The organism is Granulicatella sp. HMSC30F09, assembly GCF_001806915.1.
Classification (GTDB): domain Bacteria; phylum Bacillota; class Bacilli; order Lactobacillales; family Aerococcaceae; genus Granulicatella; species Granulicatella adiacens.
In genome coordinates, this window is sequence record NZ_KV786436.1 from 149316 (window position 1) to 167386 (window position 18071).

At 37.1% G+C, this 18071-nt stretch carries 21 protein-coding genes; 2 read left to right on the forward strand and 19 right to left on the reverse strand.

Annotation, left to right across the window (positions count from 1 at the left end; translation table 11 throughout):
• Positions 1-6 precede the first annotated feature (6 nt).
• The 6 genes from HMPREF3103_RS09065 to HMPREF3103_RS09090 form a co-directional block, all read right to left on the reverse strand.
• Entirely contained in the window at positions 7-621 is a 615-nt protein-coding gene (locus tag HMPREF3103_RS09065; RefSeq protein ID WP_005607755.1) for an NADPH-dependent FMN reductase, read from the reverse strand.
• On the reverse strand, positions 614-1540 hold the full coding sequence (locus HMPREF3103_RS09070) for an FAD:protein FMN transferase (RefSeq protein ID WP_070439525.1): 927 nt from the start codon (positions 1538-1540) through the stop codon (positions 614-616). The genes HMPREF3103_RS09065 and HMPREF3103_RS09070 overlap by 8 nt, the downstream gene beginning before the upstream one ends.
• A gap of 221 nt (positions 1541-1761) precedes the next feature.
• Positions 1762-2037, reverse strand: coding sequence for a hypothetical protein (locus tag HMPREF3103_RS09075; RefSeq protein WP_070439452.1), 276 nt, complete (start codon positions 2035-2037; stop codon positions 1762-1764).
• Positions 2038-2524: 487 nt separating this feature from the next.
• Positions 2525-2854: a zinc ribbon domain-containing protein YjdM gene (locus HMPREF3103_RS09080; RefSeq protein WP_070439455.1), complete on the reverse strand. Its 330-nt coding sequence runs from the start codon at positions 2852-2854 to the stop codon at positions 2525-2527.
• Positions 2855-2885: 31 nt separating this feature from the next.
• A complete protein-coding gene (locus tag HMPREF3103_RS09085) occupies positions 2886-4127 on the reverse strand; it encodes a peptidase U32 family protein (RefSeq protein ID WP_005607759.1) in 1242 nt (413 codons plus the stop codon).
• Positions 4128-4138: 11 nt separating this feature from the next.
• A complete protein-coding gene (locus HMPREF3103_RS09090; protein ID WP_070439458.1) occupies positions 4139-5059 on the reverse strand; it encodes a peptidase U32 family protein in 921 nt (306 codons plus the stop codon).
• Positions 5060-5262: 203 nt separating this feature from the next.
• Here HMPREF3103_RS09090 and HMPREF3103_RS09095 point away from each other — a divergent pair, with 203 nt between their 5' ends.
• Complete coding sequence (locus HMPREF3103_RS09095; RefSeq protein ID WP_070439461.1) at positions 5263-6114, forward strand: BadF/BadG/BcrA/BcrD ATPase family protein; 852 nt, start codon at positions 5263-5265, stop codon at positions 6112-6114.
• A 45-nt stretch (positions 6115-6159) separates the two neighbouring features.
• Here HMPREF3103_RS09095 and anmK read toward each other — a convergent pair whose 3' ends face one another.
• The 13 genes from anmK to murQ all read right to left on the reverse strand — a co-directional run bounded on the left by anmK (position 6160) and on the right by murQ (position 17049).
• Positions 6160-7302, reverse strand: coding sequence for an anhydro-N-acetylmuramic acid kinase AnmK (anmK, locus tag HMPREF3103_RS09100; RefSeq protein WP_070439463.1), 1143 nt, complete (start codon positions 7300-7302; stop codon positions 6160-6162).
• Positions 7302-8147 carry a MurR/RpiR family transcriptional regulator gene (locus HMPREF3103_RS09105; protein WP_070439466.1) on the reverse strand — a complete coding sequence of 282 codons (846 nt, stop codon included), beginning with the start codon at positions 8145-8147 and terminating at the stop codon, positions 7302-7304. The genes anmK and HMPREF3103_RS09105 overlap by 1 nt, the downstream gene beginning before the upstream one ends.
• Before the next feature lie 17 nt (positions 8148-8164).
• Complete coding sequence (locus HMPREF3103_RS09110; protein WP_070439468.1) at positions 8165-8476, reverse strand: PTS sugar transporter subunit IIB; 312 nt, start codon at positions 8474-8476, stop codon at positions 8165-8167.
• Positions 8451-9533, reverse strand: a complete 1083-nt coding sequence (locus HMPREF3103_RS09115) for a MupG family TIM beta-alpha barrel fold protein (protein WP_070439471.1) — start codon at positions 9531-9533, stop codon at positions 8451-8453. Before HMPREF3103_RS09115 ends, HMPREF3103_RS09110 begins: the two co-directional genes overlap by 26 nt.
• A 63-nt stretch (positions 9534-9596) precedes the next feature.
• Entirely contained in the window at positions 9597-10904 is a 1308-nt protein-coding gene (locus HMPREF3103_RS09120) for a PTS sugar transporter subunit IIC (RefSeq protein ID WP_070439474.1), read from the reverse strand.
• Positions 10905-10917: 13 nt separating this feature from the next.
• A complete protein-coding gene (locus HMPREF3103_RS09125; protein WP_070439477.1) occupies positions 10918-11142 on the reverse strand; it encodes a hypothetical protein in 225 nt (74 codons plus the stop codon).
• A 4-nt stretch (positions 11143-11146) separates the two neighbouring features.
• Positions 11147-12574, reverse strand: a complete 1428-nt coding sequence (locus HMPREF3103_RS09130; protein ID WP_070439480.1) for a glycoside hydrolase family 1 protein — start codon at positions 12572-12574, stop codon at positions 11147-11149.
• Positions 12575-12591: 17 nt separating this feature from the next.
• Positions 12592-13683, reverse strand: a complete 1092-nt coding sequence (locus HMPREF3103_RS09135; protein ID WP_070439483.1) for a DUF871 domain-containing protein — start codon at positions 13681-13683, stop codon at positions 12592-12594.
• Positions 13684-13749: 66 nt separating this feature from the next.
• Positions 13750-15087: a PTS sugar transporter subunit IIC gene (locus tag HMPREF3103_RS09140; RefSeq protein ID WP_070439486.1), complete on the reverse strand. Its 1338-nt coding sequence runs from the start codon at positions 15085-15087 to the stop codon at positions 13750-13752.
• Positions 15088-15111: 24 nt separating this feature from the next.
• Complete coding sequence (locus HMPREF3103_RS09145; RefSeq protein WP_039849255.1) at positions 15112-15420, reverse strand: PTS sugar transporter subunit IIB; 309 nt, start codon at positions 15418-15420, stop codon at positions 15112-15114.
• 18 nt (positions 15421-15438) lie between these two features.
• The gene (locus HMPREF3103_RS09150) at positions 15439-15801 is read right to left on the reverse strand and encodes a hypothetical protein (protein WP_005607780.1); all 363 of its coding nucleotides are present in this window, start codon (positions 15799-15801) and stop codon (positions 15439-15441) included.
• A gap of 10 nt (positions 15802-15811) precedes the next feature.
• Complete coding sequence (locus HMPREF3103_RS09155; protein ID WP_005607782.1) at positions 15812-16138, reverse strand: PTS lactose/cellobiose transporter subunit IIA; 327 nt, start codon at positions 16136-16138, stop codon at positions 15812-15814.
• Positions 16138-17049 (reverse strand): N-acetylmuramic acid 6-phosphate etherase, encoded by a 912-nt coding sequence (murQ, locus tag HMPREF3103_RS09160; protein ID WP_070439489.1) that lies wholly within the window; start codon positions 17047-17049, stop codon positions 16138-16140. The genes HMPREF3103_RS09155 and murQ overlap by 1 nt, the downstream gene beginning before the upstream one ends.
• 142 nt (positions 17050-17191) lie before the next feature.
• On the opposite strand from murQ, the gene HMPREF3103_RS09165 reads away from it, so the two are divergent.
• On the forward strand, positions 17192-17995 hold the full coding sequence (locus HMPREF3103_RS09165) for a MurR/RpiR family transcriptional regulator (protein WP_070439492.1): 804 nt from the start codon (positions 17192-17194) through the stop codon (positions 17993-17995).
• The last annotated feature ends 76 nt before the right edge of the window (positions 17996-18071 follow it).

The window sequence follows — 18071 nt, forward strand, 5'->3', positions numbered from 1 at the left end:
CACTCCTTATTTTTTAGAACTGTCCCATGAGAAGTTTTTCGCTTCTTTTGCACGAGCTTCGTTGGCACGAACTAATTGTCCTGTAATTTCAATGAATAATAAGTAATCTGCGAAAATCTTTTCTAATTTTTCAACAGTTGCTGCATCTTTTAAGTTGCCTTCTTCGTCAAATGCTTGTAAGGCGTGACCTAATAAGAATTCATCACTTGGTAAAACGCGTGCTTTAATTTCTGGTGCGTCTAAGATTTGACGTAATTGACTTTGTGCACGTGAAGATCCGAGTGTTCCGTAAGATGCCCCTGTAATCATGACAGGTTTGTTTAATAATGGATAGATACCATAAGATAACCATGCTAAAGCGTTCATTAATACAGCTGGGCATGAGTGATCATATTCTGGTGTACTAATGATGACTCCATCTGCTGCAGCAATTTTATCTGCAATTACTTGTGCTTCTTGTGGCACTACTTTTGGAGTTGGTTTGTTGAACATTGGTAAGTCTTTAATTTCGACAAGTTCAATTTCCGCCTGTTCTGAAAAATGTTTTTGAATGTATTGTAATAGTTGACGGTTTGTTGATTTTTTTGAGTTTGTTCCGACTAAACCGATTAATTTAACCATTTGAGTACTTCCTTTCGAGTAATTGAATCTTTGAAGCGAGTCCTGATGTGTAGAAAATACGATCATCGTCTAAAATCAACACAGCTTCGATGTTAGGGTTTTGTTCCACTTCGAATAAGATTTCATGTGCTTTTTTTCCAAAGAGTCTTGTTGTCCATATCTCACAGTCAACCGAACGTTTCGATACAATCGTCAGACTAGCAACATCTGTTTCTGCTGGGTATCCTGTATTAGGATCCAAAATATGATGGTATTTCTTCCCATCCACTTCAAGTACCCGCTCGTAGACACCTGATGTGACAATCGACTCCTCTTGAATCGGAAGAAGCGCCACATTTTCTCCACGCAGGAGTTTAGGATTTTGAATCCCAATCCACCAATTCCCATCTTCATGATGAATAGCAGGGCCTAGCGTGAGAACATTCCCACCAAGGTTAATGAGCGCAGAGGTCACTCCAAGCTCTTTCAGCTGTTGCATCACTAAGTCAGCAATGTATCCTTTGGCAATACAGCCAAGGTCGATTCGCATTCCTTCTTCCAACAGAAAAATCGTTTGACTGGCTTCATCCAATTCGACTTTCGTTGCATCGGTCAGTTGCAGTTTGGCTTTAATTTCCTCATCCGTTGGTACTCTTGCATCACTAAAGCCCACGCGCCATGTTTGAACAACTGGACCAATCAAGATATTCATCCGACTTCCTGCAGCTAGACTATTCTCCAGCCCCAATTTCACCAAATGAAAAATCTCTGGATGAACAGCGACTGCATGTTTCCCAGCTGCCAAGTTTACAGCCATCAGTTCTGAAGTTGGGTCATTCGCGCTAAAACGATGCTCATATCGCTTCAATTGCTCGAAAACTTCAGCCACTAAACGCTCGCCTTCTGGATACGCAATTTTCAATTCGATGACGGTTCCCATCAATCGAATGGTACCTGTATGATACTGTTCCAAAACTGCCACTTCTCCTATTTGAAATATGTGAAAAAAAGCACAGAAACGCCTACACAAAAGCGTTTTCGACTCCTTAGTTTGAATGTAACACAGTAGAAATCAAATTTCAAGAACGCTGGTCTAAAATAAGTCATAAAAATATGCATAAGAAAACGATTCCTATGCATACAATCCTTATTTATTAAATTTTAATTACGGAACTGATTAGGAATGACTAATCCGCAGAGTGTAATGAGCACTGCCAAACTTTCCCCAATCGGAAAAATAGTTGCTGAACAAACAAGCCCGATTACTTTAAACAAAACATCCCACTTGATCCACCTGCTACGCTTTGCACTCATTTCATGAAATTCTTCAGATGGATTCACCTCAGAAATACTTCTAAAGAACACTAATGTTGCTGCCGTAATGAGTAAAACGATGATTCCATAAAACACCTGCACGGTCGCATTATAATAATCCATCGCAATCAAACTTTTTACTAAGTTTGCTAAAGTTCACTGAGTCGAGGGACGAAAAAAGCACCCTACTTTTATAGTTAAAAGCACCACAAAGCCGAATCCTGCTCTTCATGAGAAGCAATAAAACTGATCACTAAGTTTGGTGAAGCTCACTAAGTCGAGGGACGAAAAAAAAGCCCCCTCTTTAATAAGCACTAAAAAGCCGAAGCCGGTCCTCTTCCTGAGAAGCAAGAAACTTAATATGAGCATGTATAAAGTTCCAGTTTTCTAGAGGGACTACAGAAAAAGCCCTTTGGATTCTATAATAACAACAATAGCGACCAGTAACCGATGCGAATTAGATTCTCTTGAAAATTGATTTTCTAGAGAATCTTTGAGGCTCGGTAGGATTGAGACCTTGGCTCAATACACTCCGAAGCCCTTCTCTCACTGAGAAGCAATAAAACTTATTACTGAGTTTGGTAAATTTCACTGAGTCGAGGGACTCCCATTAAATCTTTTTAACAAACTCAGATTTAAGTTTCATTGCGCCGAAACCATCTATCTTACAATCGATATTATGATTGCCTTCCACGATGCGAATATTCTTCACACGTGTTCCTTGCTTAATATCTTTCGGAGCGCCTTTTACTTTCAAGTCTTTGATGACTGTTACAGTATCGCCATCTTGTAATTTATTTCCGTTTGCATCGATCGCTACAGGACCTTCTTCAACTTCTGATCCTGGTTCCCACTCATACGCACACTCAGGGCATACTAATAATACACCATCTTCACATGTGTATTCTGAACCACATTTAGGGCAATTTGGTAATGACATTTACATTCCTTCTTTCTATTCAAAATTCATCTTAACGACGTTTACGAATCATATCTAACGGTTTTACTGGTTCCGTTACTTTCATTTTACAAATCATCATGGCATGAGGGGCCGCTTCGATTTCTTCCCCATTTTCATCCCACAACTGAGTTAACACTTCTTCGTGATGACGCATTCCAGGTCCGTAGAACTCGATTTGGTCTCCGACTTTGAAATTGTTTCGTTGTTGAACGGTAGCCATCTGTGTTTCTGGATCATATTCCAATACTTGTCCAACGAACGCATATTGAGGAATTTGACGGCGTGGGCCAAATAATTGCTCATGTTCGGTTGGAACTTGGTAATAGAACCCAGTTGCTAATTCACGTTGGGCTGCTTTCCATAACTCGTCAATCCATTCTTGTTTACATACATAGTTGTCTGGATCTTCGCAGTAAGAATCCACCGCTGCACGGTAAACATTTGAAACCGTAGAAACATAGTGAATGGACTTCATACGACCTTCAATCTTCAAACTATCTACACCAGCTTCAATTAAATCTGGTAGGTTCTGAATCATCGCTAGGTCAACGGCACTCATAGAGAATTTCTCTTCGATTCCTTCTTCACCCGCACCAACCATATTCTTTTCACCAGCAAATGGCATATCAAACAGACCGTATTTCCAACGACAAGATTGCGCACATCCACCACGGTTCGCATCACGATGTACCATGTGGTTAGATAATACACAACGTCCTGAATAAGAAATACACATTGCACCGTGGATGAATGCTTCAATTTCGACATCCACTTTTTCTTGCATTTCTTTGATTTCTTCCATTGAAACTTCACGCGCTAATACGACACGTTCTAATCCTTCGTCTTTCCAGAAGTTGAGCGTTTCATAGTTAGCTGCTGAAGATTGTGTTGATAAATGGATAGGTAATCCTGGTGCTTCTGAGGCACAGATATCCATTAAGGCCATGTCACTAATAATGGCTGCATCGATTCCGATGTCACGAACGGTACGGAAGAAATCTCCCGCTCCTTTTTCGTCGCCTTCGTGCGTCACCATGTTGGCTGCGATATATACTTTTGCGTTATGTGCATGGGCAAAATCAACGGCTTCTTTCATTTCCGCAAAGTCGAAGTTCCCTGCACGGCTACGAAGTCCGTACGCTTCCCCACCAAGGAAAACGGCATCTGCTCCGTATAAAATAGCTGTTTTTAATTTTTCAAGAGTACCCGCTGGAGCAAGTACTTCAGGTTTTTTCAATATCTTTCTTCCCATTTGACTCTCTCCTATTTCACATCTTCTGGATTTAATAAGTAAAACCCTGCTTCAAGGCCACGAACTTCTGGATGAAGGGCACGCACTTGTAATTCAAGACTGGCGCTCTTTTCAGTAGTCCATGTTCCTGCTTCGATTTCATTACGAGCATTCACGAATAATTTTGCCACTTCGACAAAGTTTTCCCCTGGAGCGAGTACTCCGTCTAGCTTCCATTGCGGAATCCCCATTTCTGTTAATTCTAACAAATATGGTGCTAATAACACGTCGTTGTTCGCAAAAATATGCGTTCCATTCATATCTTCGTAGATGGAATAGTGAGAATCGTCATCTGCTGGTTCTGACACAAACAGACCACGGCGTTTTTCAACTGATTCTTTTTTCTCAATATAATTGAAATAGTTATTTAAAAGTGGACGTTTTGAATGATGGATACAAGTTGCTCCATAAACAAGAACCTCAATTGGAATTTCTACACCCGCCGCCAAGATTTTCATCTCTTCACGAGGAATTTCGCGCGCAATGACCGCACCAACGGCACCACGTTTTCCCCAGAAGTTGACTTGACGACTACTTGTCACTAGTACGGCTGCATCATAACGGTACGGAATCGAATACTCAGGATTCTTCATAATTTGAACCACTCCTGGATCTCCTACCGCAATGTTATCCGCACCAATTTCCTTTAAAAAGGTTAAGTATTCCGGAACGAGCGCAATCCCTTCATTATGGAAAATCGCGTTTACCGCAACGCTTGCTTTCTTTCCATATCGGTGCGCCAATTCTGTTAATTCTTTTTGTTCCTCACGTGTAAACGACATCGGAAGACGAAGCCCAAATTGGTCTTCCCCGAAATAAATCGTATCCACGCCTGCTTCAAGCAAATCTTTTGCTTGTTGGATTGATTCAACTGTTGCAATCAGCTCTATCATCCAAAGGCCCCCTTTGCTTTCTTTAAAATTTATACTTATCTAGAGTATCACAAAATTTGTGATTTTTCTATTTTAATATAGAAGCTTCTAGTGAAAAATCACTGTTACAACACCTAAAAAAACAAAGCTTCATAATAAAAATGAGATTGCATTCATTCCCTATTTGATTTACGATAATAGTAACAAACAAGAGGAGGGATTCGATGAAAATTGGGATAGATGCTGGCGGAACAAAGACAACAGGAATCTTATATAAACAAACACAAAAAGTAGACGAATATACTGGAGAAATGGGTAATCCGATTGTGAACTTTGATTTAGCAGTTTCTAATGTCATGCAAGTCATAGAGACATTACTGTCTAAAAATCGTCTGTCATACTCTGATATTTCTTCTATCTCTATCGGAATGGCAGGAGCAGGAACGCTTCTTTCGGAATTAAATGCTACTTTCAAACATAAAATACAATGTCGATTTACGGTTGATTCCGACTTGAAAATGAGCCATATCGCAACCTTTAAAAACAATGATGGTAATCTTTTTATTGCAGGAACTGGTTCTTCCCTTCTTTCTCGTCAAAAAGGGCAGTTTGTTCAAAAAGGCGGTTGGGGACATATATTAGGCGACGAAGGCAGTGGTTATTGGCTTGGAAAAGAGATTTTAAAAGCATATATCCATTATATTGATTTTTCAGAGAGTCCTCTAGACTTTATGGAATTAGTACCTACACTTAAAGAGCGTTTTCCTGATCGAAGTTCTATCATTCAAACGGTCTATTCAAAACCAAAAACTGAAGTCGCAAAACTAGCAACCTTGTATACTTCCTTTGAAGGGAATCAATTTTTACAATCGCTTGCGATTCAAGCCGGACGGGATATCGCCAAGACTTTATTATCTTGTAATGAAGATACCGATGTAGTCGTTGCTTTTGAAGGCAGTGTTATTCAAAAAAATGCTTTTGTCTTTAATTCCTTTATCAACGAGATGAAATCCGCCAAAAAAAACGTTCAAGTCGTTTCTTCCAGACCCGCAAACGAAAGTGTCTTTTATCTATAAAAACAAAATCCTATTGCTACGAATCAGCAATAGGATTTTTTGTTTTTATAAGGTAGGATAGGTCAATTGACCTAATATGACACTTTTACTAGCCCCTGTAGCAGAAGGAACATTGGAAGGCCTTTTGTGATACGTTTGGTTTCCAAGAACGACAAACGCAATCGCCTCTTTAGCGTCTGAGGAATAACCGAGCGACTCTTGAGTAGACACTTCAATATCTGGCATTTCTTTTTGAATCAATTCTAGTAAAAAAGAATTATAGGCCCCACCGCCACCAACAATACAATTTTTAAGCTTGTATGCATCTACGAGATACTTTTTATAATGAAACGCAATAGAATAAGCCGTAAACCATGTGAATGTATGGATGATATCATTGGGCTCTTCGCTGTTGTATCGTTCGAGAATGGTTTTCGTAAAATGCTCACCAAACATTTCTCTTCCTGTTGTTTTCGGGATGTCCATTTGAAAATATGGATGGTTTGTTAATTCCGCTGCTAATGAAGGGATGATTTGGCCTTGTCTAGCAAAGAAGCCGCCTTTGTCATATTTTTCTCCATGTAATTGGCGAACTGCTTCATCAATCATCATATTTCCTGGACCCGTATCAAAAGCTATAACTTGCTTATTATCTCCTTTTTTAGGTAGAACGGTCACATTCCCAATCCCACCGATATTTTGCAAAGCTACAGACTCTTGACTTCGGCTATAAAGCAAGTATTCACTATACGGAACGAGAGGAGCTCCTTCCCCTCCGACTGCCATATCCATCACTCTAAAATTAGAAATGACTGTTGTTTTGCATTCATTCGCTATAATAGCAGCCTCTCCAATTTGTAAAGTACTTGGCACATAGTCTGCATAAGCTTTTGGAATATGAAATATCGTTTGCCCATGACTTGCAATAAATGAAAGGTCTTCTAAAGCAACATGGGCATCTTGACATAAACTCTTCACCGCTTCTGCAAAAAGATACCCTAATTCAAAATTCAATGAACAGATTAAATCGACTGGGATACATTCTCTACTACAGCATTTTCTAATTTTATTTCTAAGATTCTCTGGGATTTCATAGGTCTTAAAATGTAATTGTTTAACGGTAGTGGTTTCGTCTTTTCCTGTAATCTCACAGAGCACCGCGTCGACTCCGTCTAAGGATGTTCCTGACATTAAACCAACTGCTAGCATCATTGAACCTCCTTGATAAACTGTCTCGTTCTAACCAGTAAGTCTTTTGTTAAATTAAAGTCTTTTTTAGCGATTCCATAATATAGTAAATCCGTAATCGTTAATAAACTATTTCTAGATGTAATCGACCCTAAACGAATTTCTTTTTCCTCTACAGGTACAAATAATCTTAAGTCAGATAATGTCGACAGTGTTGATTTAAGGTTGTACTTTGTAACACCTACTATTTTTGCTCCAATTTTCTTCGCAACTTTCGCAATAGAATTAATGGATTCCGTTTCTCCACTATAACTCACAACAATAATGACATCGTCTTTATCTAACTGAGCAATACGTGCCATTAAAGTATGTAGATCACGATCATAAATGATGTTCTGATGAATTCGAGTCATTTTATGATAGAAATCTAAGCAAACAATACTGCTTCCTCCGATTCCTAACAGAAAAACAGTTTTTGCACTACTAATTAACTCTATTGCTTTTTCCAATTCATGATAATCTAGCAAGCTGAAGGTTTCTTTTACATTTTGAGATAGCATGTTTTCTGTTTTTTGAAGTAGCGTCATTAAAGAATCATGTGGATTCAAGAATGTCTCAATATCGTCTCCAATTAGGTCGGAGACCTTTTCTTTTGCTAGCTCCACTTTAAAAGCAGGTAACCCTTTATATCCCATTTTTTTAGAAAATCGCACCCATGCTGAAGCAGAGGTTTTCGTTCTTTCCCCGAGCTCTTTTGCATTCGAGTCTAATACAACTTGTCTATTCTTAAAAATAAATTCAGCAATAATTCTCTCTGTTTCGGTAAAAACATCCATTGAACTTTTTATTTTATATAAAACACTCATGTTATACACTCACTTTGTTACTGTAGTTTCTTTAACGCAGCCTTTAAGACATTGGCTCCGTTCATCATACCATAATCTTGAACATTAATCGTATCTACAATAATCACGGGCTCATATTTTTCTTTCAACTCTTTTAATTTAAATCGAACTTGTGGTCCTACTAGTATAATATCTACCGACTTCACTTCTAATTCATTCTTTACTCCACTTAAAGGAGTTGCAAAAATATCAAAAGTTTCATTTTCGATTTCGGATGCCGCAGCCTTCATTTTATTCACTAATAAACTTGTCGACATCCCTGCATTACAAACTAACATGATTGTTTTCATCTTTATCCACTCCTACAAACTTAAATTTTGTCCCATCTTTTATATACTGCAAAAGTCCCTTAGAGGCTTCACATACTTCTCCAATCACATTTACACGCTCGTCAGCTTCTAATGGTCGTCTAACAATTTGCACTTCTCCTTGATAACGACCGTAACGCTCATTATCCATCGTTATAGTACCTATTTCTCTTTGGACGGTATTATAAGGGACAATATCTTGTTTCTTTAGTATTGTTCGGGACTCCACGCAACGAACGACATTCATTGCTACATCTTTTCTATTCGATAAACATCTATCTATATACTCCAAGTCGCTTAGATGCTCAACTTCCAGTGTAATGACACCATTGTCAATATAGTCTTTAATTTTCGCTAATTCTTTATGAGAAGCCTTGATATCTCCAATAAGTACTTCATCTGCAAGCAAATCTTCCAGGCATTCAACAAAACTTGTAAACACGGACTGACTTCGATGAGCTTCCACAGTAGGCAAGCCTTCAAAAACGGGTCCTCTTTTTTTCTCATCTCCTGGAATAAACATCATTACTTTCAAGCCAAAAGTTTTCAGTTTTTTGTTTTTTTGAATAATCCAGTCCTTGTCTAAACCTGTATCTTTGCGAGGATAAAAATTATGGCAAGCGATTAATTTAGTGAAATCTAACCCTTTTTCTAATCCCTTTTGATAAAAATCTTCATCAATAGTACTTGCATTCAACACTACTTCAAACTCATTCGAAAAAGCTTTTATTTCTGAATAATCAAATCCATAATCCACTCGAACGCATTTCACATCCAAACTTTTCAAGAAATCAATCGCTTTTTCCTTTTGAACATTAAATTTACGAAAAGTTTCCGGGGATATATCCACCATTAATTTCATTCCTAAGCGGTTCGTTACTGAAATAAATTTTTTCAATAGTTTTAACTGTTGCTCCGTTTTTTCTTCAGGGATTTGCATAGAAGTAAAGATATATTTTACGTTAAATAGACTGATTTCTTTTAAATATCTTTCGTTTTCTTCTAATGGCGTTGAAAAATAAATGGATGCTCCTAACATGCACATTTCCTCCTATAAAAGAAGACTAATGCAGAAATCTACATCAGTCTTCGCATCATCACATTACGAATATAACAATTCTCCATTTTCTGCTTTTTCTGCTAGATCTTTTTTCTCAATTGTTTTTACAAATGGATAGAAAATAATTGCCATTACAATCCATCCAAGGAGAACATAGATTGCTGGCCAAATTGATGCATTTGTTGCCAAGAATGTTTTAATTGGTGCAGGCATAATCCAAGGAACAGATAATACAGGAGTTGGCAAAATACCAAAACTAGTTAACGTTACTGAGATAATCGCTAACATAACATAACTTAATACGAACGGAATCATTAAGACTGGGTTCATCATGATTGGAATACCAAAAATTAATGGTTCGCCAATATTGAATAAAGTTGCAGGCAATGCAAGAATACCAAGCGCTTTTAGTCGTGGAGATTTTGAGAATGTCATAACTAAGGCTAATGGGAACAACCCTGTCCAAATATAGTTATCCATATAAAGAGAAGTAAATGTATATGGTAGACCTTGGAATGACTGTGTAGCCGCAAAAGCTTCTTGGTTTGCTGCTACCATTTGTTGCCAAATCGTTCCGCCGACACTACTTACAATATTACCACCGTGAATCCCTACTGCCCATAACACGCGGTTAAGTAAGGAGGCTAGGATAACTGCAATTGGAGTATCCCCAATAGACACTAATGGTTCAAATAATTTTTGAATCATTTTTGGAATTTCTACACCACATACATGACCGACAAACCACCAGAAAACTACAACTACAAAACTTGGAATCAATGCAATAAATGCTTGAGATACCATTGGTGGAACATTTTCAGGTAATTTAATGACAATTTTCTTTTGAATAATCAATCGATAAATTTCTACAGAAACAATCCCTACAATAATCGCTGTAAACACGCCAAGAGCTCCTAGGTACTGAGTTGGAACCCCTGTAAATTTAGCAGGATTTGCTCCAGCATCAACAACTACATTTACAGTTTTAGCAGGATTTAATAATAGATAACTTGCTGTAGATAAAACGACAGGTTGAATAATATCCATCTTCATGCCTTTATTTTCGTTATACCATTCGGTTAACCCATAAGAAACCGTCATTACGGTAAATACTCCAATAAATGCTGTACCAATACCCGCTCCAGCAGCTAATGTCTTTCTAAAATCTCCTAAAAAATCTAAATAAGGTTGATATGGGAAGGAAGCAAGAATGAGGAATAATGATCCAATAATCAATAAACTCATAATGCCTAAACCCATCCGTTGCATTACTTGTACATATCTAATTTGTGAAAATCTAATGAGTGGTGGTGCAATTTTTTCTTCTACAAAGCTCGTTAACTTATCCATTTGAACTCATCTCCTATATATATTCTTTCGTTAACACTTTGAACATTAATGCTTTGCTAATAGGATTTGCCTTTAAAGTACTTTTAATCAACTGAGCAGCCTCTTCATCCGACGAAGGGGCTACTTCAAAATACAAATTAATTCCCTCTTTTTTGATAAATTGATAATTCGTACCTGGTATCTCATCAATAATTTTAATAATCTTGTCATGCATTAAAGGACTAACAACAATTACCATACTATCAGTCTTCTTTCTTATAATTTTGAATAAACTCCTTATACCAATAGAAACTATCTTTTTTATATCTTGCATAGCTACCATTTCCGTGATTGTCAGCATCTACATAAATCACTCCATAACGTTTATCCATTTCACAACTACCCGCTGAAACGATATCCACAATCCCCCATGCAATAAACGCTTCAAGAGGGACTCCATCCTCAAGTGCTAATTGAGCTTGCTCGTAATACGACTTCATATACTCAATGCGATAATCATCATGGATTTGATGTTTTTCGGTTAATACATCTCGAGCGCCTAACCCATTTTCAGACACAATCACCGGTTTCCCGTATCGTTCGTAAACTCTATGAAGAGACGTTCTTAATCCTACCGGATCTATTTGCCACCCCCATTCGCTTGCTTTCAAGTATGGATTTTTAGTAGAAACAACTAAGTTTCCAGCGGTTTTGTCTGCTTCATCTACAGTAATTACTGAGGAAGTATAAAACGAAATAGATACAAAATCACATGTATTTTCTTTTAATAATTTTCTATCTTCTTCTGTAATTTGTAGCACTATATTTTTGTTTTTGAAAAATGTTTCTGCGTAATATGGGTACTCACCTTTTGATAAAATATCCATACAGTACCACTGGTTCATTTGTTCTTCAAACACCAATTTCAAATTGTCCTCAGGTTTGCTCGTTAATGGATAATAGCAGAAGCAAGCGATCATGGAACCAAAACGACCTGGTAAGTTCATTTTTCTTGCTAGTTGAATGGTTTTAGCGCTAGCTACAAACTGATGATGTAACGCTTGGAAAACATCTGACAATTGATATCCATTTTCTCCTTTTAATAAACCAACGCCATTATAAGGACTAAAATACCCTGCGTTGATTTCATTAAACGGTAGCCAATATTCGACTAAATGTCCCCACCTCTCAAACACAAAGGCTGCAAAGTGAAGAAAATGGTCAATACATTCTCTTCCTTTCCATCCTCCATATTGCTCTACTAAATAGATAGGCATTGCATAGTGGTTTAATGTTAGAAATATTTTGATTTTTTTCTCTTCTAACAACTGGAACACTTTATCATAATAGGCAACACCTTCTTGGGAAGGTTCTTCTTCAATTCCTTTAGGGAAAAGTCTTGACCAGCTAATCGAAAATCTATATAAGTCTAACCCTAATTCGGCAAAATACTCTATATCCTCTTCTAGGTGTTCAAACCCTTTTGTTCCATTTCTAAAAGGATAGTATTGTTTAGACGCTTCATTTTTAGCTTCTTCTATTTTTTCTCTTGTTAATAATCGAGTTTCTTCTGTGGCATTCGAAGTACGAGGTAAATAGGGTCTACAATCTTGTGTATCTAGGCCTTTTTCCAGAGTAAATCCGCCCTCATATTGACTAGCTGCTGTTGCTCCGCCCCATAATATCTTCATTGTTTTCTCCATTCTGCTTATTTAAGTCTAAATTTAAATTTTTGCCAAGGTTTAATTTCATCTAAAATAAAGTGTTCAATATCCACTACTTTTCCGACAACATTGGTCTTACCTGAATTTTCCATATCCTTCAAGGCGATTTGTAATTCTCCTGCATAATGACCATATTCACTACTTTCAATCAAAATATCGCCCCTCTTAATCTGATTAGGAGCATTAAACACTTCAAATCGATGTTCTTTATACTTCACACGACTTTGAGTAGAGCGGATGAAATAATCATTTTGATCTCCTCTATTGAAATGAAATTCCTCTAATACAATTTTCTTTTCTATCTCAGGAATGCCTTCAACAAGTTCAACATCAAAAGTCACTACATCCAAATCCAGTCCTTCTATGCGAGAAAATTCTTCTTTCGTTGGATAGCAGTTAGAAATGAGAATATCATCCACTAATTCCATTGCAATGTGGTGTTTTATTTGAACCTCTAATGGCAACTCTCGATGCAATTCTAGCGTTGGTAATCCTTCTGTAGTTGGCCAAGGTCCAAACGCCCCTTTATCATGTGAGGTGACAAATGCTGCTGTCTTTAATCCATACTTGTTAAAACGCTTTGTACATTCTTTATAGAAATCTAAGTTTAAACCGGAATAACGATGTGGATAAAAATTGTGACACCCATATAATTTATATTTATTAGGTCTATAATCCATGATGGTATCAATCGTATGAACATTATTGCTCATATTGATTTCGATAATTAAATTTTCTGGATTATAGGTCATAATAGATTCTTCTAATCCCGAAAAGCCGGCATCTAAGCGAATTCCGTCTGCCCCAATTTCTTTGAAAAACGATAGATCCTTATATGAAATATTTAACTCTCCAAATACTCGTGGCGAAACATCTACAATGACTTCAAAACCTAGTTCGTGAGCAAAAGTATTTATTTTGGTAAATTCTTTTTTGATTTCTTCTGCAGGCTTATTCACAGACAATAGACAAGAGAAAACTCTAGAAAAGCCTAAACGACTCGTTTCTTCAAGATAGTTCTTGATTTCTTCTACCGTACTTTTTTCTGGATATATAGATACTCCTAATCTTCTCATTCATTTTCTCCTTAAAATTTAGTATAGAAAAGCCCTGCTACTAGAACAGGGCTCAAAGTTTCATTTTTATTGCTCTTGTTCTTGAGCCAATAATGATTTGTCGTACATTGTAAAGAATGGATAGTAAATTAAAATCGACAATACAATTAATACAACGTTTAATACGATGGCTCTCCAGTCACTACCAGTAGCTAAGAACGCTCCAATAGGTCCAGGAAGAGTCCAAGGTGCACTTGCCACAACTTTATTCACTAATCCAGCAGACATTGCAAACCATGTTACAATCCCATTTGCTAATGGTGCTAAAATAAACGGAATAATTAATTGTGGATTTAATACAATAGGAGTACCGAAGATTAAAGGTTCATTGATATTACATACTGCTGGAATAAATGCTGTCTTACCTAAAGACTTACCATATGCAGATTTAGAACGCCAGATTAATAAAATAGCTAGACCAATCGTAGCCCCAGAACCACCAATCATTACAAACCATTGATAGAATGGTTCAGCCGCAATATTAGGAATTGCAGAGCCGCTTGCGAAAGCTGAAGTATTTTCTTCTAACAATACTAACCATAACGGTCTTGCAAGAGATCCAACGATTGACCAACCGTGAATACCAAACGACCAGAAGAATTGTGATAAGAAAATCACCACAATAACTGAGAAAATGGAATCTGTCGCTTGTACCAGTGGAGCAACGATACTACCTACAATTTTATGAACATCGATACCGATAAACATAGTAACAGTTGAAACAAGTAATAGTACGATAACTGTTGGTGTTAAAGCTTCAAAAGAACGCGCAACTGATGCTGGAACTTGAGGTGGCATTGAAATCTTGAATCCACTCTTTTGAGTGAAACGATAAATTTCAACAGCAATAAAGGCTGATAGAATCCCTATAAACATCCCCGCGGACCCCAAATTACTCATCGGGAGAACAAATCCCGAAGGCAATGAAGATAAATAATTTTTTAAAGGTTCGCTTGAATCTGCTAAAGCTTTTACTTCTGCTGAAGCAGCTGGAATTGCTTTAGGAATAATAGTTAGTAAGTAAGCTAATTCAGCTAGAATCCCCCCGGATAATCCATCTAGATCATAAGAAGATGCTAAAGAAAATCCAATTCCGAAAACTGCGTACAATGTCATAATGTACATTGAAACACGGTAAGGCAATAAGATTTTAGCTTGGTTCGCTTGAATAAATTGTGTAATTCCCCAATCTTTTGGCATTGAGTTTGGAAGAAAGGCAATTACTAAAAACATCGATGCAACAACAATAATTGGTAGAGTTGCAATAATACCATCACGAATCGCTCTTAAATGGCGTTGTTCTGCTAATTTAGCCATCGGTGTCGACAGCTTCGTATCCATAAACTCTGTGATTTTATCAAACATATGATATCCCCACTTTCCTTATTATTATATTTCTAATTCCTCTTTGATTTGTTGAAGTAGTTTTGGTCCTCCTAGAGGAGTGTATCCTTGTGGTTTAATTAATAAACATGGGACACCTGCTTCATCTGCGCTAGCTTTCAATACATCATAACGATGACGAATTTGAGGTGCTACAAGAGAAATTTGATAATCCTCTTTTACTTTTTCTGCAAAAGCTTGTGTACCACATTCATCTACTTGAATATCTAACCCTTCTTTTGTGCCCGCATCTTGCAATGCTTTTGCAACAATAGCACTAGACATTCCCCCTGAACAAACTAATAAAATTTTCATCACTTTCACCTCCACTCATTATAAAATTACTCCGGTCATTACGATAAAATAATAAATAATTCCGATAACGATGCTCCAAATTCCTCCAACCCACCAAAAGGCTTGAGTAATTCCTTTTTTTGAATTCACAAAGAATTGAGAAAATGAAACTGTAAAACCTGCAACGAGCCCTCCACAAATGACAAAAGGCCATTTAAAGTCAATATGAACCAAATCGCAAATTGCCGGAATCACAAACATTGATAATACGATACTAGCGATAATCAGCAGTACGCTCTTATAACCAAACATCGGAATATCATAATCTGTGGTTCCCATTGCCGTTTTATATTGCTTTTTTTGGTCCACATTCTTAACGGTCCATTTTCTGAATTTAACCATCGTTTTCTCCTTACTCTTTATGTTCTAACTTCCAAAGTCTTTCATTCATTCGAATGACGTTTTCTGCTAGAGTTCTAACTTCTATAGAAGTCATTAGGTGATCTTGAGCATGTACAAAAAGTACTGTAACTTCATTTCTTTCACCTGCTGCTTCTTTTTGAATTAAGTCTGTTTGTACTTGATGTGCTTTATTTAAAAATGTATCAGCCTCTTCAAGTAATTTTCTAGCCTCTTCAAAATTTCCTTTTTCAGATTCTTCCATCGCTTCATATACTAAAGCTTTGGCATTTCCACCATTACTGATGATTTCAAAAATAATTAGTTCCATATCTTGCATTAAATATCACCTCCTAATACTTGGATGGCGCGCTTGATATGCCCATTTCCCTTCATTAAAGCTTCTTCGGCAGTCTGCCTATCAACATCCATTATTTCCATAATGAGTGCTTTTTTTACATTATGGCCACTCTCTTCATAAAGCTTCTCTGCCAACTCATCATCTACTCCCGTTAAAGTACGGATCATATTTTTAGAACGAACGACAAGTTTCTTATTCGTTGGTTTTAAGTCAACCATATAATTTTTATACACTTTACCGAGCTTAATCATGACACTCGTTGAAATCATATTGAGAATTAACTTTTGAGCTGTTCCAGCTTTCATTCGTGTAGAGCCCATAATCGCTTCTGCACCTGTAACCGCCTCAATAGGATAATCTGCAAATTTAGAGATTTCTGCATTTTGTACACAAGAGATGGCTCCAGTTAAAGCCCCAATTTCTCTTGCATAACGTAATCCCCCAATCACGTAAGGTGTTCGACCGCTAGCTGCTAAACCAATTACGGTATCATTTTCATTTATTTGATACTGAGATAAATCGCCTCGAGCTAGCTCAAGAGAATCTTCCGCTCCTTCTTGGGCAATAAACATCGCATTATCTCCACCTGCCATAATCCCAACAACTAGACCTTTATCTACTCCATATGTTGGAGGACATTCCGCCGCATCTAATACTCCAAGCCTCCCCGACGTTCCAGCTCCAATATAGAATAGACGTCCACCTTTTTGCATACGATCAACAATCTGGTCTACTAAAGCTGATATTTGGGGAACACTTTTAGAAACAATAGAAGCAACAGTTTGATCTTCATCATTGATTTTTTGAAGGATTTCTTGTGTTGATAAAATATCGATATCTATTGTTCGTTGATTATTTTTTTCAGTATCTAACTTAATTAAATCTGTCATCTTCCCACTTCCTTCTGAAATCATTTTATCATAAAAGCGTTACCATTGAAATAGAATTTTAGAAATTTCTTTATATTTTTAAAAAAATATTTCTTGTAGTATAATATTTTTGGAAACATTATTTCTACGAAAGGAGTTATATATGAAAAACTATTTAACCGTCACCGACAAAAAAATTGAAGCTTTTATTTCAGAGCATTCAGAGATTGTACTCTCTTCTAGCATTCATACATTAGCAGAACATATTGGCGTTTCGCCTTCTTCTATTAGTAAATACATTAAAAAGATTGGATACCGCTCTTATTCTCGTTTCAAAGTAAACCTTGCTCAAAAAAATGCTCAAACAATTGATGAGCAAATCGAAAAAGATGATTCCATCAAAACCATTCAATCCAAATTAATTAGTACGGTCACTCGTTCTTATGAAATGACCTTGGAACTTGTGGATGATATCGTGTTGGATAAAGTCATCGACCTCATGAAAAATGCGCGTAAAATTTATACCTTTGGGGTAGGGGCATCTGGAATGGTCTGCAGTGACCTTTATTTTAAATTAAGCCGGATTGGTAAAAACATCCTGTACCATACCGATTCGCATATTCAATTAGCCAGCCTGGGTAGCGCGACACCGGAGGATCTTGTCATTGGGGTGAGCTATTCGGCCCAAACCAAAGAAGTTACAAGCGCCTTTGAAATTGCAAATTCTAGAGGAATTCCAACCGTTTCGATTACCGCTTTAGGAAACAATCAACTGGATTCCCTCAGCACGTATAGCTTAAAGGTCCCTCGACATGAGAATATTATTCGTTCTGCTGCGATTACCAGCCGAAACGACTCCTTATTCTTAATCGACTTGTTGTATCTTGGACTTCTCCAAAAAGACGACCGCCGTCAAAACGAAATTTTAGAATCCAGTTACCAACTCACTCACCAATTAAGAAAATAAAAAAGAACCATCCTCAGGTGATATGTACCCAGAATCCTGGACATATTAATAATTAAGCTGAACGCATGGATGTTTC

Bases quoted from the DNA above. Each gene is read 5' to 3' on its own strand.
- HMPREF3103_RS09065 (WP_005607755.1), bottom strand. From the start codon at position 621: ATGGTTAAATTAATCGGTTTAGTCGGAACAAACTCAAAAAAATCAACA.
- HMPREF3103_RS09070 (WP_070439525.1), bottom strand. From the start codon at position 1,540: ATGGGAACCGTCATCGAATTGAAAATTGCGTATCCAGAAGGCGAGCGT.
- HMPREF3103_RS09075 (WP_070439452.1), bottom strand. From the start codon at position 2,037: ATGGATTATTATAATGCGACCGTGCAGGTGTTTTATGGAATCATCGTT.
- HMPREF3103_RS09080 (WP_070439455.1), bottom strand. From the start codon at position 2,854: ATGTCATTACCAAATTGCCCTAAATGTGGTTCAGAATACACATGTGAA.
- HMPREF3103_RS09085 (WP_005607759.1), bottom strand. From the start codon at position 4,127: ATGGGAAGAAAGATATTGAAAAAACCTGAAGTACTTGCTCCAGCGGGT.
- HMPREF3103_RS09090 (WP_070439458.1), bottom strand. From the start codon at position 5,059: ATGATAGAGCTGATTGCAACAGTTGAATCAATCCAACAAGCAAAAGAT.
- HMPREF3103_RS09095 (WP_070439461.1), top strand. From the start codon at position 5,263: ATGAAAATTGGGATAGATGCTGGCGGAACAAAGACAACAGGAATCTTA.
- anmK (WP_070439463.1), bottom strand. From the start codon at position 7,302: ATGCTAGCAGTTGGTTTAATGTCAGGAACATCCTTAGACGGAGTCGAC.
- HMPREF3103_RS09105 (WP_070439466.1), bottom strand. From the start codon at position 8,147: ATGAGTGTTTTATATAAAATAAAAAGTTCAATGGATGTTTTTACCGAA.
- HMPREF3103_RS09110 (WP_070439468.1), bottom strand. From the start codon at position 8,476: ATGAAAACAATCATGTTAGTTTGTAATGCAGGGATGTCGACAAGTTTA.
- HMPREF3103_RS09115 (WP_070439471.1), bottom strand. From the start codon at position 9,533: ATGTTAGGAGCATCCATTTATTTTTCAACGCCATTAGAAGAAAACGAA.
- HMPREF3103_RS09120 (WP_070439474.1), bottom strand. From the start codon at position 10,904: ATGGATAAGTTAACGAGCTTTGTAGAAGAAAAAATTGCACCACCACTC.
- HMPREF3103_RS09125 (WP_070439477.1), bottom strand. From the start codon at position 11,142: ATGGTAATTGTTGTTAGTCCTTTAATGCATGACAAGATTATTAAAATT.
- HMPREF3103_RS09130 (WP_070439480.1), bottom strand. From the start codon at position 12,574: ATGAAGATATTATGGGGCGGAGCAACAGCAGCTAGTCAATATGAGGGC.
- HMPREF3103_RS09135 (WP_070439483.1), bottom strand. From the start codon at position 13,683: ATGAGAAGATTAGGAGTATCTATATATCCAGAAAAAAGTACGGTAGAA.
- HMPREF3103_RS09140 (WP_070439486.1), bottom strand. From the start codon at position 15,087: ATGTTTGATAAAATCACAGAGTTTATGGATACGAAGCTGTCGACACCG.
- HMPREF3103_RS09145 (WP_039849255.1), bottom strand. From the start codon at position 15,420: ATGAAAATTTTATTAGTTTGTTCAGGGGGAATGTCTAGTGCTATTGTT.
- HMPREF3103_RS09150 (WP_005607780.1), bottom strand. From the start codon at position 15,801: ATGGTTAAATTCAGAAAATGGACCGTTAAGAATGTGGACCAAAAAAAG.
- HMPREF3103_RS09155 (WP_005607782.1), bottom strand. From the start codon at position 16,138: ATGCAAGATATGGAACTAATTATTTTTGAAATCATCAGTAATGGTGGA.
- murQ (WP_070439489.1), bottom strand. From the start codon at position 17,049: ATGACAGATTTAATTAAGTTAGATACTGAAAAAAATAATCAACGAACA.
- HMPREF3103_RS09165 (WP_070439492.1), top strand. From the start codon at position 17,192: ATGAAAAACTATTTAACCGTCACCGACAAAAAAATTGAAGCTTTTATT.